Origin of the sequence: Phenylobacterium sp., assembly GCF_035569475.1 — a bacterium.
Lineage (GTDB): Bacteria > Pseudomonadota > Alphaproteobacteria > Caulobacterales > Caulobacteraceae > Phenylobacterium.
Genome location: NZ_DATMNA010000044.1, coordinates 55174 through 70760, shown reverse-complemented (window position 1 = coordinate 70760; position 15587 = coordinate 55174). Strand labels below are relative to the sequence as shown.

At 71.0% G+C, this 15587-nt stretch carries 13 protein-coding genes; 6 read left to right on the top strand and 7 right to left on the bottom strand.

What is annotated here, in order from left to right; translation table 11 throughout:
* Positions 1 to 187: 187 nt before the first annotated feature.
* On the bottom strand, positions 188 to 1159 hold the full coding sequence (locus tag VNW53_RS07460) for an SDR family oxidoreductase (protein WP_325554659.1): 972 nt from the start codon (positions 1157 to 1159) through the stop codon (positions 188 to 190).
* A 157-nt stretch (positions 1160 to 1316) separates the two neighbouring features.
* On the opposite strand from VNW53_RS07460, the gene VNW53_RS07455 reads away from it, so the two are divergent.
* Positions 1317 to 1919, top strand: a complete 603-nt coding sequence (locus VNW53_RS07455) for a glutathione binding-like protein (RefSeq protein WP_325554658.1) — start codon at positions 1317 to 1319, stop codon at positions 1917 to 1919.
* A 95-nt stretch (positions 1920 to 2014) separates the two neighbouring features.
* Positions 2015 to 2362, top strand: coding sequence for a hypothetical protein (locus VNW53_RS07450; protein ID WP_325554656.1), 348 nt, complete (start codon positions 2015 to 2017; stop codon positions 2360 to 2362).
* 28 nt (positions 2363 to 2390) lie between these two features.
* On the opposite strand, the gene VNW53_RS07445 is transcribed toward VNW53_RS07450, so the two are convergent.
* Positions 2391 to 3542, bottom strand: coding sequence for a saccharopine dehydrogenase family protein (locus tag VNW53_RS07445; RefSeq protein ID WP_325554654.1), 1152 nt, complete (start codon positions 3540 to 3542; stop codon positions 2391 to 2393).
* 108 nt (positions 3543 to 3650) lie between these two features.
* On the opposite strand from VNW53_RS07445, the gene VNW53_RS07440 reads away from it, so the two are divergent.
* Positions 3651 to 6257 (top strand): ligase-associated DNA damage response DEXH box helicase, encoded by a 2607-nt coding sequence (locus VNW53_RS07440; protein ID WP_325554653.1) that lies wholly within the window; start codon positions 3651 to 3653, stop codon positions 6255 to 6257.
* Complete coding sequence (gene pdeM, locus VNW53_RS07435; protein WP_325554651.1) at positions 6254 to 6985, top strand: ligase-associated DNA damage response endonuclease PdeM; 732 nt, start codon at positions 6254 to 6256, stop codon at positions 6983 to 6985. Before VNW53_RS07440 ends, pdeM begins: the two co-directional genes overlap by 4 nt.
* A gap of 82 nt (positions 6986 to 7067) precedes the next feature.
* Here the strand turns inward: pdeM and VNW53_RS07430 are convergent, their stop codons facing one another.
* From VNW53_RS07430 to VNW53_RS07415, 4 genes are read right to left on the bottom strand one after another with little or no spacing between them, the layout of a single operon-like run.
* The gene (locus tag VNW53_RS07430) at positions 7068 to 7550 is read right to left on the bottom strand and encodes a DUF3429 domain-containing protein (protein ID WP_325554650.1); all 483 of its coding nucleotides are present in this window, start codon (positions 7548 to 7550) and stop codon (positions 7068 to 7070) included.
* On the bottom strand, positions 7551 to 8318 hold the full coding sequence (locus VNW53_RS07425) for a TIGR02186 family protein (RefSeq protein ID WP_325554649.1): 768 nt from the start codon (positions 8316 to 8318) through the stop codon (positions 7551 to 7553).
* Positions 8318 to 9238: a sulfite exporter TauE/SafE family protein gene (locus tag VNW53_RS07420; protein ID WP_325554648.1), complete on the bottom strand. Its 921-nt coding sequence runs from the start codon at positions 9236 to 9238 to the stop codon at positions 8318 to 8320. The genes VNW53_RS07425 and VNW53_RS07420 overlap by 1 nt, the downstream gene beginning before the upstream one ends.
* Positions 9239 to 9290: 52 nt before the next feature.
* The gene (locus VNW53_RS07415) at positions 9291 to 12002 is read right to left on the bottom strand and encodes a peptidoglycan-binding protein (protein ID WP_325554647.1); all 2712 of its coding nucleotides are present in this window, start codon (positions 12000 to 12002) and stop codon (positions 9291 to 9293) included.
* 293 nt (positions 12003 to 12295) lie between these two features.
* On the opposite strand from VNW53_RS07415, the gene VNW53_RS07410 reads away from it, so the two are divergent.
* A complete protein-coding gene (locus tag VNW53_RS07410) occupies positions 12296 to 12502 on the top strand; it encodes a hypothetical protein (RefSeq protein ID WP_325554646.1) in 207 nt (68 codons plus the stop codon).
* Here VNW53_RS07410 and VNW53_RS07405 read toward each other — a convergent pair.
* Positions 12499 to 14187, bottom strand: coding sequence for a bifunctional lysylphosphatidylglycerol flippase/synthetase MprF (locus VNW53_RS07405; protein WP_325554644.1), 1689 nt, complete (start codon positions 14185 to 14187; stop codon positions 12499 to 12501). The genes VNW53_RS07410 and VNW53_RS07405 overlap by 4 nt on opposite strands.
* A 152-nt stretch (positions 14188 to 14339) precedes the next feature.
* Between VNW53_RS07405 and VNW53_RS07400 the strand changes: the two genes are divergently transcribed.
* The gene (locus tag VNW53_RS07400) at positions 14340 to 15563 is read left to right on the top strand and encodes an acyl-CoA dehydrogenase family protein (RefSeq protein ID WP_325554643.1); all 1224 of its coding nucleotides are present in this window, start codon (positions 14340 to 14342) and stop codon (positions 15561 to 15563) included.
* Positions 15564 to 15587 lie beyond the last annotated feature (24 nt).

Genomic DNA, 15587 nt, shown 5'->3' with positions numbered 1-15587 from the left:
TCAGCCGATCACCCGCAATTCGCGGACCGCGTTCATGAATTTTGGGAGGATTTACTTGCGATCTGCGGCTTCGCGCCGACTTGTCGTACCCTGAAATCCTAACGACGATCGTTAAGACCGAAGCCCTGGCCGAGTCGCGCCTCGCCCGGCCTCTCGCAGATCGCGCCTGAGACGGAGACGTCCGCGCTCAGCGCCCGAGGCGCCAGCCCATCTCCTTGACCAGCACCTCGAAGAACTCCGGCGTGTAGGCCGCCTCCGGGTCCTGGCGCACGGCGAGGTCCATCTTCTGCGCGTCCTCGCCCACCAGGATCCGCCAGCGGTCGGCCTTCACGCCGTCGAGGATCACGGTCGCGGCCGCCGCGGCGGTCATCGGCGCCTCCTCAAGGAAGCGGCGCGCCTGCTCGTCGACCATGGCCTGCAACGCGGCGTCCGGGAGCTGGCTCACGTCCACGCCCATCCGCGCGATCCGGGCGCGGGCGCGTTCCAGGTCCGCCTCGCTCAGCGCGTCCTCGTCACGGCCGGTCATCACCTTGCGGGAGTTGGCGACGATCGAGGTGCCGATGTGGCCGGGCATCACCACCGAGACCTTGATGTGCGGGGCGTTCAGCGCCAGGTCGGTGATCAGCGCCTCGGAGAAGCCCTTCACCGCGAACTTGGCCGCCGCGTAGGCGGTGTGGCTGACATTGGGGCCGAGGCTCGCCCAGAAGCCGTTGACGCTGGAGGTGTTGACGATGTGCGCCTCGTCGGCCGCCTGCAGCATGGGCAGGAAGGTGCGCACCCCCAGATAGACGCCGCCCCAGCAGACGTTGAAGGTCCGCTCCCACTCCGCGCGGGCGTCGGCGATCATCGAGCCCCCGCCGCCGATGCCGGCGTTGTTGAACAGCAGGTGCAGCCGGTCGGTGTCGTGCTGGGCGGCCGCTGCGTCGCGGAAGGCGATCAGCTGGGCCTCGTCGGAGACGTCGGCGACGTGGGCGGTGACCCGCGCGCCCTGCGGCACGCCGTCGGCCTCGCAGAGCGCGACGGTCTCGGCCATGGTCTTGGCCGAGACGTCGCACATGGCCACGCTGCAGCCCTCGGCGATCAGTTGACGGACCAGCTCGCGGCCCATGCCCGTGCCGCCGCCGGTGACCACGGCGAACTTGCCTGCCAGGTCCTGCATGGTCGTCCCTCCCCGTCGCCTTGCGCCGGCGTTCCCCGGGCCGGCCGCCAGTTAGGCCGCCGGCGCGCCGCGCGTCCACCGTCACGCTGGGGAACGGGAGCCAGCGGCGGCGGGTTTGCGAGACGGATAACAAGCGAATTTGGAAGGGACGCCCGTCATGAAGCTCTATCTCGCCCCCGGGGCCTGCAGCCTCGCCGACCACATCGCCCTTCACGAAGCCGGCTTCGACTTCGACCGGGTCACCGTCGACCTCAAGACCAAGACCACGGAGGACGGCCGCGACTACAGCCAGATCAATCCCAAGGGCTATGTCCCGGCCCTGCAGTTCGACGACGGCCAGGTGCTGACCGAGAACGTCGCGATCCTGAGCTGGGTGGCCGACCAGGATCCGGCGCTGGCGCCGTCCGGACCGATGGGCCGCTACCGCCTCTTGGAGGCCCTGGCCTATATCAACGGCGAGATCCACAAGGGCTTCGCACCCTTCTTCAAGCCGGGCGCCACGTCCGCGGACAAGGCGGCGGCGGGCGAACGCCTGGGCAAACGCTTCGCCTATCTCGCCGCGCGGCTGAAGGACGATTACCTGTTCGGCCGCCAGGCCGGGGTGGCGGACGGCTATCTCTTCGTGATGTGCCTGTGGGCCCAGATGAACGGGCTGCCCCTGCCCGATCCGCTGCCCGCTTTCGTGAAGCGGATGCAGGCCCGGCCGGCCGTTCGCCTGGCCCTTGAGCACGAAGGCCTGAGCCAGCCTGCGGCTTCCTAACCGGCCTGTTCAGCCACCGTTCAGCTTATGATTCATAGGCTTATCTAATGAACAGATCGGCGTTTCAGCCGTTGAACGCTCACAAGGAGGCCAAGATGAAGAAGATTCTGACGGCCGCGCTCGCGGCGATTACTCTGGGCGGCGCGGTGAGCGCAGCGGCCACGCCGGCGTCCGCGGAGCGTTGGGAAGGTCACCATGGCGGCGGCTACTACGGCCACGGCAATGGCGGTGCGGCCGTCGCGGCCGGCATCGCGGGCCTGGCCATCGGCGCGGCCCTCGCGTCCGACCACCCGCACTACTACCGCAGCTACTATGGCGGCCCCTATTACGGGCCCCCCGCCTATTATGGTCCGAGTTACTACGGCACCTGCTACACGACCCGTTGGGTCTGGGACCCCTACATCGGCCGCCGCGTCCCGATGCGCGAAGCCTTCGCCTGCTGAGGCGTAGGATTTCGGGAGGGTCGAGCGATCAGCCCTCCGCCGCGAAGGTGAGCCCGGCGTTCGCCTGAAGCCGCTCCACCAGCTTCGACCCCATCAGAGCGCCCGGCGTCCAGACGCCGCCGGGCGCTTCCTTCGCGTCGCGCACCAGGCAGATCGCCGCCTCGGCCAGCATCTTCGAGGTCGAGCCATAGCCCGGGTCGCGGTCGCCCTTGACCGAGACCTTCACCTTGCGCCCGTCGCCGGCCACGCCGACGAAGACGATGTCGTAGAAGCCGGCCTCGCGCTCGGCCTTGGACGGCCCCTCGCCCGGCTTCGGGGCGTCGGGGCCCATGCCGGTGAACTCGGTCGGCGCGCCCGGGACCACCACCGACATCTCGTCATATTTGAAGTCCGTCCCCCAGCGATGGCCCAGCAGGGCGTTCGAGCGGTGGACGTTCTTGGTGTTGATCATCGCCATCATGAAGGGCCCGACGTCGGCCCCGATGTCGTCGTCGTGCTCGACCGCATTGCCGGGCGGCTGATCGGGCCCTTGAAACCCGGGCGTCAGCGCAAACGGGTTCATCATCAGCATCCCCAGCGACGGGTCCTTCTGGATCGCCGCCATGGTGGCCGCGCCGCTGGCCGCCGTGCCGCCGGAGAGCCCGCCCCGCATCGCCCGGATGCGGCCCTTCACCCGCGGGACATAGGCCCCAAGCTTGGCCTTGGCGGTCTCCTCGGCGAAGAACACGCCGAGCTCGAAGGGAATGGAATCGAAGCCGCAGGAGTGGACGATCCGCGCGCCCGACGCCTTGGCCGCTGCGTCGTAGGCGCCGATCACATGGGCCATCCAGTTGGGCTCGCCGCAGAGATCCAGGCAGTCGGTCCCCGCCTTCGCGCAGGCCGCGACCAGCTTCTCGCCATAGAGCTGATAGGGCCCGACCGTGGTGACCACGGCCTTGGCGCGGCGGACCATGGCCTCGAGCTGCGCCGGATCGTCGGCGTCGGCGACCACCAGAGGCGTCTCGGGCGGCAGGGCGAGTTCGTCGCGCACCGCTTCCAGCTTGGCGCGGCTGCGCCCGGCCATCGCCCAGCCGACGTCGCCGCCCACGCCGTAGCGCTGGCCCAGGTACTCCGCCACCAGGCGGCCGGTGTAGCCGGTGGCGCCATAGACGATGAGATCGAACTCGGCGTTGGGGTTCATGGCGCGCGTACTCCTGGAAATCGGCGGCGGCACCTTGCCTATAATTTACGTTGTAAGTAAATCCTCCGCTTTGCGTGAAACGTAACGGGAACATGCTATAGGGCGAGGATGGCCGACAGCGCGGGCGCGCCCGCCGATCTCCTGCCGCCAAGGTTCGCCGACTGGTTCGCCAGCCGGGGCTGGAGCCCGCGCGCGCATCAGTTGGCGATGATCGAGCGGGCGCGGGCCGGCCGCGACGCCCTGCTGATCGCGCCGACCGGCGGCGGCAAGACCCTGGCGGGCTTCCTGCCCAGCCTGATCGACTTGGCCGGCCGGCCGCCCCCCAATGGGCCGGCGAACCTGCACACGCTCTACATCTCGCCGCTGAAGGCGCTGGCGGTGGACGTGGAGCGCAACCTCAACACGCCGATCACGCAGATGGGCCTTCCGATCACCGCCGAAAGCCGCACCGGCGACACCGGGCTCTCGCGCCGCCAGCGCCAGCGGGTGAAGCCGCCGGAGATCCTTTTGACCACGCCCGAGCAGCTCGCCCTGCTCTGCGCCTGGGAGGGCGCGCGGCTCTATTTCGAGAACCTGGAGTGCGTGATCCTCGACGAGATCCACACCCTGCACGCCTCGAAACGCGGCGACCTGCTGGCGCTGGACCTCGCCCGCATCGCCCAGTTCGCGCCGAGGATGCGCCGCGTCGGCCTCTCGGCCACGGTCGACGATCCGGAGGTGATCAAGGCCTGGATGGGGCGCCACCGGCGCGCCCCCTCCGTCAGCTTCGCTGACACCTCCCCCGTCGTCTCCGCGACAGGGGAGGAGCGGGACGGCCAGGCTCCTCCCCTGCAAGCGCAGCGCGGCGGGGGAGGTGGATCGACGCGCAGCGGCGAGACGGAAGGGGCGTCGGTCGACGTCGACCTGGTGCGGGGGCCTGCGGGCGCCGCGCCGATCGTCGAGGTGCTGCTTTCGGAGGGCAAGGTGCCCTGGGCGGGCCATACGGCCCAGCACGCCATGCAGGAGGTCTATGACGTCATCAAGGGCTCGAAGACGGCCCTGGTGTTCGTCAACACCCGCTTCCAGGCCGAGTTCGCCTTCCAGGAGCTCTGGCGGCTGAACGAGGATGCGCTGCCGATCGCGCTGCACCACGGCAGTCTCGCGGCCGAACAGCGGCGCAAGGTTGAGGCGGCCATGGCCCGGGGAGAGCTGCGCGCGGTCGTCTGCACCTCGACCCTCGACCTGGGCATCGACTGGGGCGACGTCGACCTGGTGATCCAGCTCGCCTCGCCGAAGGGCGCCTCGCGGATGGTGCAGCGGATCGGCCGGGCCAACCACCGCCTGGACGAGCCCAGCCGCGCCCTCTTCGTGCCGGCCAACCGCTTCGAGATGCTGGAGTGCCAGGCGGCGCGCGAGGCCATCGCCGAGAACAAGCTCGACGGCGACCCGCCGCGGGTGGGCGCGCTGGACGTGCTGGCGCAGCACGTCATGGGCTGCGCCTGTTCGGAGCCCTTCGACATGCTGGCGCTGTACGACGAGGTCACCGCATCCGGCCCCTATCGCGACCTTCCTTACGAGGACTTCGAGCAGGTGGTCGATTTCGTCTCCACCGGCGGCTATGCGCTGAAGACCTACGACCGGTTCCGCCGGATCGTGAAGGGCCAGGACGGCCTCTGGCGGGTGCGCAACCTGGAGACCGCCCAGCGCCACCGGCTGAACGTCGGGGCCATCGTCAGCCCCGCCATGCTGGCCGTCCGCATCGCCATGCGCGGGGGACGCGGCGGGCGCAAGATCGGCGAGATCGAGGAAGGCATGGTCGAGATGCTGGAGCCCGGCGAGACCTTCGTCTTCGCCGGCCAGGTCTGGCGGCTGGCGGCGGTGACCAACCTCGACGTCCTGGTGCAGCCCGCGCCGGGCGCGGACCCGAAGATGCCGTCGTGGGGCGGCTCGAAGTTCGCCCTTTCCACCTACCTGGCCAAGCGGGTGCGCCAGTTGATGTACGACCAGGCGCATTGGGCGGTGCTGCCCAATGACGTGCGCGAATGGCTGGAGGCGCAGCGGGACCGATCCCTGATCCCCGAAGAAGACGAGATGCTGCTGGAGACCTTCGCCCGGGGCCACCGGCAATTCATGGTCTGCTACCCGTTCGAGGGGCGCCTGGCGCACACCACGTTGGCCATGCTGCTGACGCGCCGGCTGGAGCGGATGGGCCGCGGGCCGCTGGGCTTCGTCTGCAACGACTATGCGCTGGCGGTCTGGGCCATCAAGCCGCTGGAGGCGGTGGACTTCGCCGAGCTCTTCGACGAGGACATGCTGGGCGACGACCTGGAAGCCTGGCTCGCCGAAAGCTTCATGATGAAGCGCGCCTTCAAGGGCTGCGCGATCATCGCGGGCCTGATCGAGCGGCGCTTCCCGGGCGACCAGCAGAAGACGGGGCGCCAGATCACCTTCTCCACCGACCTGATCTACGACACGCTTCGCCGCCACCAGCCGGACCACCTGCTGCTGCGCTGCGCGCGCGAGGATGCGGCGACAGGTCTCGTGGACGTGGCGCGCCTGGGGCAGATGCTGGCGCGCATCAAGGGGCGCATCCGGCACGCGGCCCTGGAGCACCTGTCGCCCTTCTCGGTGCCGATCCTGCTGGAGATCGGCAAGGAGCGCAGCCCCGGCCATTCGGGCGAGACCATGATCCTGCGGGAAGCCGAGGAAGATCTGATCGCCGAGGCGTTGCAATGAGCGCCCTGGCGTCCAGAGCATTCACCTACGACTACGCGGTCGCCGAGTGCGGGTCGCTGCGCATGGCGATCGGCGCGGCGCAGGCGATGCTGCGGGCCTCCGGCGCCCTGTGGCTGGCCGCCGAGCGCGCCCTGGTGGTCGCCGACCTGCACCTGGAGAAGGGCAGTTCGTACGCCGCCCGCGGCCAGATGCTGCCGCCCTACGACACCCGCGAGACCCTGCGCAGGCTGATGGCCGAGGTGGAGGCCCTGGAGCCGGCCACGGTGATCCTGCTGGGCGACACCTTCCACGACCGCAAGTCGGAGAGCCGGCTGGCCGCCGACGACGCCGAGCGCCTGCGCGGCCTGGCGCGGGGACGGACGCTGGTCTGGGTGGTCGGCAATCATGACGCCGACGGGCCCCGCGCCCTCCCCGGCGAAACCGCCGACGAACTCGAACTTTGCGGCCTCGCTCTGCGCCATGAGCCCCAGGCCGGGCTGCAACCCGGCGAGGTGGCGGGCCACCTGCATCCGGCAGCGCGGGTCAGGGCCACGCGCGGCAGCGTGCGCCGCCGCTGCTTCGTCACCGATGGCGAGCGGCTGATCCTGCCGGCCTTCGGCGCCTATGCCGGCGGCCTCAATGTGCGTGACGCTGCCTTCGCCGGGCTTTTCGCGAGGCCGCCGCTGGCCGGCGCGCTCGGCCGCGACCGAGTACACGCGGTGGGCTGGCGTTCGCTCGGGCCGGACTAGACCCTGTCCCGGCTATATCTGGAGCCCTTCTCTTCCACTCAAGCCGATCCAACCTGAGTCGGAAGGGCTCTAGGCGCCCGCCTCAGACGTGGCCGGTCTTCAGCGCCTGGTCGAGGCAGACGGCCAGCGAGATGCAGGCGCCGGCGGTAAGCGCGGTCGACAGGCGCGGATAGCGGGCGGGCACATCCGGCGCCTGATGGTCGAACAGCCACTGGACCAGGAAAGCGCCGATGCAGCCGCCGATGATCCAGCCGTCGGGGATGCGGTGCCGCGAGAACAGGATCGCCCAGGCGACCACCGGCGACAGGACCGAGATCAAGAGGCGCGCAGGGCGCGGCTTCGGCCGCCCGCTCTCCAGGCCCCAGCGCACCCCGCCCAGGAAGGCCAGGACGCAGCCCGACCAGTTGAGGATCACCGTGAGCGCCGGACGCGCCACCTCGGGCGAACCCCAGCCGTAGGCGACGGCGGCCAGCGGGAAGGGCGCGAGCGAGCAGAGCGCGATGAGCCAGAGCGCCGGCGGAATAGCGTCATAGGGGGCTGAAACGTGCGGCTCGTCCGTCGCCATTCAGTCTCTCCGAAACGCCGAAGACGCCGCCCAGCCGGCCGCCAGGGCGAAAGCCATCGCCGCCAAGCCGTAGGACCATGGCCTGCGATGGGCCCAAAGGTAAAGACCGCGCTCGACGCCGACCTTCTCGACCGTCAGCGTCCGGTCCTTCTCCGCCACCGGCTGCCCCCCCTGGAACAACAGGATCCGCACCTGGTACAGGCCGATCGGCGCCTCCGCCGGCAGGGGGATTTCGGCGCGGAACAGGCCTTTGTCGACGAAGCGCACGCCGTGCTCGTCCACGTCGTAGAGGTGGTCCGCCGTCTTCAGCCGCACGACGGCGTTGCGCCAGTCGAGGTAGTCGGCGCCCAGGCTCGAGACCACCACGTCGCGCACGCCGTAGCGGGTCTCGGTCGTCTGCTCGGCCGGCGCGTTCATCGCCAGATGGTCGACGCCCGCCTGCAGGCGGCGCAGCACGGCGAAGTGGGCGATGTCGTCGAGCGGGCGGGTCGATGCTGCGATGTAGAAGCCCGGCGCGCCCTGGAAGACGACCGGGCGGCTGTTGATCCAGACGCCGGCGATGCGGCTCTTCCTGGCGATGCGCACCGGCTGGTCGGGGCCGCGCACGATCACCACCACGTCGCTTGGCCGCGACGCGGGGTCGAAGACCGCGCCGTAGAGCACGATCTGGTCGCCCCGGAAGTCGGAATTGACCCGCACATTGGTCTCGGTCAGGGCCGCGGAGACCACGGGCCCTCCATGCGCCGGAGGCGGCGGCAGGGCGGCCATCAGCCGTTCCCCGACATCAGCACGAAGGGCTCGTGCGGGGTGAAGAACAGGCCCAGGCCCATGCGCAGGCCGACCACGAGGACGATCAGCGCCAGCAGCGCGCGCAGCTCCTCGGCGCGGAATCGCGACGAGGCCCGCGCGCCGAGCTGGGCGCCGAGCACGCCGCCCGCCAGCAGGAGCGTCGCCAGCAGGATGTCGACGGTCTGGTTGCGCCCGGCCTGCAGCACGCCGGTCAGGGCCGTGGTGATGATGATCTGGAAGAGGCTGGTGCCGACCACGACATTGGCCGGCATCCGTAGGAGATAGACCATGGCCGGCACCAGGATGAAGCCGCCGCCGACCCCCATGATCGCCGAAAGCACGCCCACGAAGGCGCCCAGCAGGATCGGCGGGATCACGCTGATGTAGAGCCGCGAGCGCGGGAAGCGCATCTTCAGGGGCAGGCCGTAGAGCCAGGGCGGCCGGCGGTCGCGCCTCGGCTCCGGCGGAGCGTTGCGGCGCCGGCGCAGGATCGCCCCCACCGACTCCCAGAACATCAGCCCGCCGATGACGCCGAGGAAGATCAGGTAGGACAGGGCCACCACAAGGTCGGCCTGGCCCAGCAGGCGCAGCCAGCGGAATAGCTCCACCCCCAGCACCGAGCCCGCCGCCCCGCCCGCCGCCAGCACCCCGCCCATGCGGAAGTCCACGGCCCGCTTGCGGCCATAGGACAGCACGCTCGACATGGACGAGGCGGCCACGTGGTTCGACATGCTGGCTACGGCCACCGCCGGCGGAATGCCGAGGAACACCAGCACCGGGGTCATCAGGAAGCCGCCGCCGATGCCGAACAGGCCGGAGATGAAGCCCACCAGGGCGCCCAGCGCCACCAGCAGCGGGGCGTTCACGGACACCTCGGCGATGGGCAGGTAGAGGTCCAAACGTCGCCTCTTCAGCCGAGACCGGCCGCCACGCCCTGTCCCTCTTGGCGGCTCAACGCGAGAAGACGGAGAGCCGGGAAACGGTGGTGGGGTCGAGCGCGCCCGTGGCCGCCAGGCCCTGGTCGCGCTGATAGGCGCTCACGGCCAGCTTCAGGTCACGCGAATTCGCGCCGTCGGGCCTGCCCTTGTAGTAGCCGAGGCGGCCGAGGATCTTCTGGGCCGCGACGACCGAGGCGCCGTTGGCGACGTTCGCCGGGGTGGACGCCGCGCCCGCCGTTTCGAAGGCGCCGGCCTGGCCCTCGGCCTGGGTCAACTGGGCCGAGGGCAGCTTGGCTTCCAGGTCGAGCGCGCTGGCGCGGGCCTGGCTGTCCCCGGAATTGGCGGCGATGGTGAACCACTTGTAGGCCTGGGCCAGGTCGCGCGGCACGCCGGACCCGGACTGGTAGAGCAGGCCCAGGTTGTACTGCGAATCCACCACCCCGTGCTGGGCGGCCTTGGTGAACCATTGGGCCGCCGCGGCGGTGTCCTGCGGGCCGCCTTCGCCGCGGAAATAGTAGAGCGCCAGGTTGTGCATGGCGGTGGGGTCGCCGGCCTCCGCCGCGCGCTGGGTCCAGCGGCGGGCCTCGCCGAGGTTCTGGGTCACGCCCGCCTGGCCGGTCTCGTAGAGGCGCGCCAGGAACATCTGCGACGGCGGGTGGCCGCCCTCGGCGAGGGTCTTCAGCCTGGCGAGGGCGCCGGGCTGCTTCTGCTCCACCGCGGCGGCGACCTTGACATAGTCGGCCCCGGCTCCGTCGGGCTGCGCCGGGGCGGCGGCAGCGGCCGGCGGCGCGGTCGGCAAGGCGCGGGTCTCGGCGGCGGTGATCGGCAGCGGCGGCGCAGGGTCGGGCGTCAGCGCCACCGCGGCGCGGGGCGCCTCGACGAACGGCAGCCCATCGCGCGCGGCGTGGGTGGCCGCGGGGCCTTCCATCAGCACGACGCCGGCCGCCCCGACGCTCAGGAAGGCCGCGCCGCCGGCCACCATCAGGGCGGTCTGCCAGGTGGACGCCGGCCGCGCCTTCAGCGCCCGGAACAGGCCGCCGGCCCGCATCGGCCGTGGCCGGCGCTCGCCGCGCAGCACCTTGGGGCGCGGCGCGGCGGCGGCGCGGGCGGCGGCGCGCGCCTGCTCGATCACCTCGCGCGTGGAGAGTTGCGGCGCAGCTTCGAAAGGCGCCGGCTCGTCTTCCTCGGCCGCGGCGTCGTGCAGCGCCGGCGGGATGTCTTCCTCGGCGTCCGCCTCGATCTCCGTCTCGGCGATGGGCGCAAAGTCGTCGGCCGGGGCGAAGGCGTCGACGTGGGCGAAATCCTCCTCGCCGAAGGCCGGGTTGCTGGGATCGAGCGCCGGCTGGCTGACCGGCTCGGCGCGGGAGAAGAGCTCCGCCCCGAACACCTGCGGCGCGGCCGGCAGGTCGCCCTCGGCCTCGTCCAGGCGCGGTCCGAGCGCAGCCGCCTCGAAAGGCGCGGCCGCGGCGATCGGCGCGGCCTCGCCCAGGCGGGCCCCGGCGGTTTCCAGCAGCCGCGCGGTGCGCTCCTCGCTCTGGCGGATCCGCTCGGCCAGGTCGCCGGCGGCGCGTTCGTGGCGCTGTTCGATCCGCTCGGTGACCTTGGCCACCTGCTCGCCGACGTCGTCGATGGCCTGGGCCGCGCGCCGCTCGGACTGGATGATGCGGTCGGTGAGCCGTTCGGTGATCTTGCCGATCTCCGCGCCCAGCCGCTCCAGCGCCTCGGCGTGAAGCTGGTCGGTGCGCCCGAGCCGGTTCTCCACGGCGCCGGCGATGCGGGCGATCTCGCCGCCCACCTGTTCGATGGCCTCGGCGCTGCGCTGCTCGGCGCTCTGCACGCGGCGATTGAGGGTCTCGGCCATGGTCAGGACCTCGCGGCCCATGGTCTCGATGGCGTGGGCCGAGCGGGCCTCGGCGGCGGCCATCTGCTCGGCCATCTGGCCCAGCCGCGCCTCCACCTGGCCGGGCCCCGCGGTGGTCAGCCGCTCGGCGAGTTCGGCGCGCACGTCCTCGACCCGGCGGGAAAGATCGTCGGCGAGCGACGCCAGCCGCTGGTCCATGTCGCCGCGCACGCTGCCGTCGGCGGCGTACATCCGCTGATCCAGTTGCACGAGGCTGTCGCGCAGGGCGTCCAGGGCCTCGCCGGTGCGGCCCTCGGCGTCGGCCAGCCGCTGCGCCAGCCGCGACACGGCCTCCTCGATCACCACCGCCGGATCGACGCCCGCCGGGGCGCTGGCCAGCTTCGCCTCGAGGTCGGCCAGGGTGGCGCGCGTGCGCTCCTCGCCGGCGGAGACCTGCCCGGCCATCAGGCCCACGGACTCCTCGAGGATCTTGATCGCCTCGGTCGAGCGGGGGCCGCTGAGCTCGGTCTCCATGCGGCGCATGCGATCGGCGGCGCGGGCCTGCTCGGCGGCCAGTTGCTCGGCGGCGGCGTCGAAGCGGGTGGCCACGGCCATGTGCTCGCGCTCGGCGGTCTCGATGCGCGCCATGGCGTGGCGCACGGAATGTTCGACGCCGGAAATGGCCAGGCCGGTGCGGGTCTCCGAGGCCTCGATGCGGTCGGTCAGGCGGTCGAGGGCGAACGCGATGCGCCCCAGTTCGTCAGGCTTGGCGCTGTAGCCCGGGGCGCTGTAGGTCGGGGACGGCATGTACGACTTCGGCGCCTCGATCGCGCTCCGGATCGGCCGCGCGCTGAAATGCTCCTCGGAGGTGACGTCCTCCGGCATGTCGTCTTCTAGGATAATTCGGTTAAGCCATTCCCCCAGAGTCATGCCGGAACGACGGGCAAGCTCCTTGGCGACCTCGCGGGCCTTGGGATCTATCCCCTTGACGCTCCAGGGCGCCGCCGCCGTCATCGAATCGCCCTCCTGGCCCAACCAACGCTACCACCGTGGATTGGGGTGTAAATGAAGGCCTAACGCAACATGTGGTGGTTGAGGCCTTTGATCTGTGGATGGAATTTCCGCGGAGGCGGGGACGGCTTCCGTTTCGGGGCCCGCCCTGCGATACGGCGTCGCACATGGACATGCCCCTGACATTGGGCCTTTCGGCAGGCTTTTTCGCCCTCGCCGCCTTCGCCGCCTGGCGCGGCGCGCGGCCGCCGGACCCGCACCGCGGGCCGCGCCTGGCGCCCTGGCGCTTCATCATGCTGCTGGCGGCCGCGGCGCTGATCTTCCTGCTCGGCCACGCGGTCCACATGCTGAGCGCGGGCGTCCAGGACACCTAAGCCGCCGCGACGCCCGTCTCTCTCGACGCTTCCTTCGGCTCCTCGGCCTTCTTCGGCCGCTTGGAGAGGCCGGCGACCCCACCGGAGGAGAGCAGGCCCACGTCGGCCATCAGCCAGGGGATCGACCACTTGTACGGGGCGGCGCAGTAGCGGGGCTGCCAGAGCGGGTCGTACTTGTCCTTGTACCGGCGCACGCCGCGGAAGTTGTAGATATCCTCCCCGCGCTCGAAGAGCAGCCGGCCAACGCGCGACATGATCGGGGCCAGCGGCCGGTCGTCGAGGCCGGCCAGCGGCGCGATGCCGAACTCGAAAGCCTCATAGCCCTCGCGCCGGCCCCGCTCGATCAGCTCGACGAACAGGTAGTCCATGATGTTGCTGGGCGCCTCGTCGGCGTAGCGCATCAGGTCCATGGAGAAGGCCGAGCGGCTGGCGGTGGTCCAGAGCGTGGCGAAGGCCATGATCCGGCCCTCCGCCCGCACCACCGCCACCGGGAACTCCTGCACATAGCCCGGCCAGAAGCCGCCCATGGAGAAGCCCTTCTCGCCGCCGGCGTGGTGCGACAGCCACTCGTCGGAAATCGCCTGCAGGGTGGGCAGCAGGGCCGTCACCGCCTCGCCCGACACCACCTCGAAGGTCACGCCGGCCTCGCCCAGCTTGCGCCAGTTGCGGCGCGCGGCGCCGCGCTTGCGGCCTTCCATGGAGAAGGTTTCGAGCGGCACGGCGGCGGTTTCGCCCACCTTCTGGATGGCGAAGCCCAGGTCGACGATCTCCGGCAGGTCGTCGGCGTTGAGGCCGTGGATGCCCGGCCGCGCCGCATGGCTGTCGGCCAGTTCGCGGAAACGCCAGAGCAGCTCCGAGCGCTCCTCGCGCTTGCCGACCGGCGCGCCCAGCGCCACCCAGGCCCGGCCGCGCACCCCGAACATCAGGAAACTCTCGCCGGAGGCCGAGAACAGGAACCGCTTGTCGCCCAGCAGCGCCAGGTTGGAGCCGGGCTCCGCCACCTCGGCCTTGGCCAGGATGGCGCGCACCCGCTCGTAGTCCGGGTCGCTCTCGCCCACCACCGGCGGGGTCGCGGCCGACACCACCAGCCGCCAGAGCCCGAAGGCGAACAGCAGCAGCGCCGCCGCGGCCCAGGCGCGCACCGCGCGCTCGGCGTCCGCGTCGGCCATCACCCGCCACCAGGGCCGGTCGGCGTAGTCCGAATGCTGGAACGACCACAGGCCGAGCGCGCCGGCGCCCACCACCGCACAGGCCGCCGAGAAGAGCCAGCCGGGGGTGATCTCCATCCGCGTCAGGCGGGACCTGCGCGGAAACGCGCCGTGGAACGGCAGCAGCAGGACCGCCAGGGCGACCAGGGCGGCGGTCTCCTCCCAGTTGAACCCCTTCAGAAGGGCGAGGGTCGCGCCCAGCAGCAGCGCGCCCAGGGCCGCGCCCCAGGCGGCGTTCATCCGCGCCCTCAGGCCGAACGACAGCAGCACGAGGGCCAGGCCCAGGATCGACGACAGGAAGTGGCTGGCCTCGATCAGATAGACCGGAGTGATCTGGATCAGCCGCATGAAGCGCACCGGCTCCGACGGCGTCGCGCCCGAAGCCAGCAGCATCACGCCCGCGGCCAGGGTCAGGATCGCCGCCGTCCAGGGCGCGAAGGCGAAGGCCGCGGGCCGAAGGTCTCTGAGGAAGCGCATCCAGCCCCATGGGGTCCGTTTCAGGGAGAGGCTCTATAGCCGATTTGGCAGGCGGTTGTCGGGGCTTGAGCGGTCAAACGACTGTTTCGTTGCACAAGGCCCGGCGCTAAGGTGGCGGCCGTCTCCAGCTTCCCAAGGGGTTCGAACCCGCCATGGCTGACTTCGGCGCCGCCGACCTCGACACCTTCCGCGCGGAGGTCCGCGCCTGGCTGGCCGACAATTATCCGGCCGAGCTGCGCGACCCCGACGCCAAGACCGATCCCGAAGCCGTCTGGGGCGGCCGCGCCTTTGAAGGCTCCGACGACCCGCAGTCCGTCTGGATGCGCCGGGTGGCCGCCCAGGGCTGGACCACGCCGACCTGGCCCAAGGACTTCGGCGGCGCGGGCCTCACCGCCCAGCAGGCCCGGGTGATCGACCAGGAGCTGGCCGCCGGCCACTATCGGCCGCCGCTGCTGTCCTTCGGCGTCTGGATGCTGGGGCCGGTGCTGCTGGAATACGCCAGCGAGGCCCAGAAGGCCGAGCACCTGCCGAAGATCGTCAAGGGCGAGATCCGCTGGTGCCAGGGCTACTCCGAGCCGGGCGCGGGCTCCGACCTCGCGAGCCTGGCCACGAAGTGCGAGGACAAGGGCGACCACTGGCAGATCGACGGCCAGAAGGTGTGGACGAGCTACGCCGACAAGGCCGACTGGTGCTTCTGCCTGGTCCGCACGGACGCCACGAAAAAGCACGAGGGCATCTCCTTCGTGCTGATCGACATGCGCCTGCCCGGCGTCGAGACGCGGCCGATCAAGCTGATCAGCGGCGAGAGCCCGTTCTGCGAGACCTTCTTCACCGGGGTGAAGATCCCCAAGGGCAACCTGGTGGGCAAGCTGAACGGCGGCTGGGAGATCGCCAAGCGGCTGTTGCAGTACGAGCGCCAGAACATCTCCGCCGGCTTCGGCGAGGGCGGCATCGGCGCCGGCGGCTCATCCGGCGACCTGGGCGAGGTGGCCAAGCGGTACGTGGGCCTGGAGGACGGCAGGCTGGCCGACGCCGACCTGCGCCAGCGGATCACGCTCAACAAGATGAACTTCCAGGCCTTGCGGCAAACCATCGGCCGCACGGCGGCGGAAAGCCGCACGGCGAACGGTCCGAGCGCGGCGACCTCGATCATCAAATATGCGGCGGCCGAGTTCGCCAAGGAGCGCTCGGAGCTGATGGTCGAGGCCATGGGCGGCCAGGGCCTGGGCTGGACCGGCGACGGCTTCAGCGAGGCCGAGCGGCTGGCGGTGCGTGGCTGGCTGCGCGCCAAGGCCAATTCGATCGAGGGCGGCACGTCCGAGGTCAACCTGAACGTGGTGTCGAAGCGGGTTCTCGGGCTGCCGGACCCCAAATAGAGAATACGGAGCGCGGCCTATTTC

Bases quoted from the DNA above. Each gene is read 5' to 3' on its own strand.
- VNW53_RS07425 (WP_325554649.1), bottom strand. From the start codon at position 8,318: ATGGCCGCCCTGCCGCCGCCTCCGGCGCATGGAGGGCCCGTGGTCTCC.
- VNW53_RS07440 (WP_325554653.1), top strand. From the start codon at position 3,651: ATGGCCGACAGCGCGGGCGCGCCCGCCGATCTCCTGCCGCCAAGGTTC.
- VNW53_RS07460 (WP_325554659.1), bottom strand. From the start codon at position 1,159: ATGCAGGACCTGGCAGGCAAGTTCGCCGTGGTCACCGGCGGCGGCACG.
- VNW53_RS07455 (WP_325554658.1), top strand. From the start codon at position 1,317: ATGAAGCTCTATCTCGCCCCCGGGGCCTGCAGCCTCGCCGACCACATC.
- VNW53_RS07450 (WP_325554656.1), top strand. From the start codon at position 2,015: ATGAAGAAGATTCTGACGGCCGCGCTCGCGGCGATTACTCTGGGCGGC.
- VNW53_RS07415 (WP_325554647.1), bottom strand. From the start codon at position 12,002: ATGCCGGAGGACGTCACCTCCGAGGAGCATTTCAGCGCGCGGCCGATC.
- VNW53_RS07430 (WP_325554650.1), bottom strand. From the start codon at position 7,550: ATGGCGACGGACGAGCCGCACGTTTCAGCCCCCTATGACGCTATTCCG.
- pdeM (WP_325554651.1), top strand. From the start codon at position 6,254: ATGAGCGCCCTGGCGTCCAGAGCATTCACCTACGACTACGCGGTCGCC.
- VNW53_RS07410 (WP_325554646.1), top strand. From the start codon at position 12,296: ATGGACATGCCCCTGACATTGGGCCTTTCGGCAGGCTTTTTCGCCCTC.
- VNW53_RS07400 (WP_325554643.1), top strand. From the start codon at position 14,340: ATGGCTGACTTCGGCGCCGCCGACCTCGACACCTTCCGCGCGGAGGTC.
- VNW53_RS07445 (WP_325554654.1), bottom strand. From the start codon at position 3,542: ATGAACCCCAACGCCGAGTTCGATCTCATCGTCTATGGCGCCACCGGC.
- VNW53_RS07405 (WP_325554644.1), bottom strand. From the start codon at position 14,187: ATGCGCTTCCTCAGAGACCTTCGGCCCGCGGCCTTCGCCTTCGCGCCC.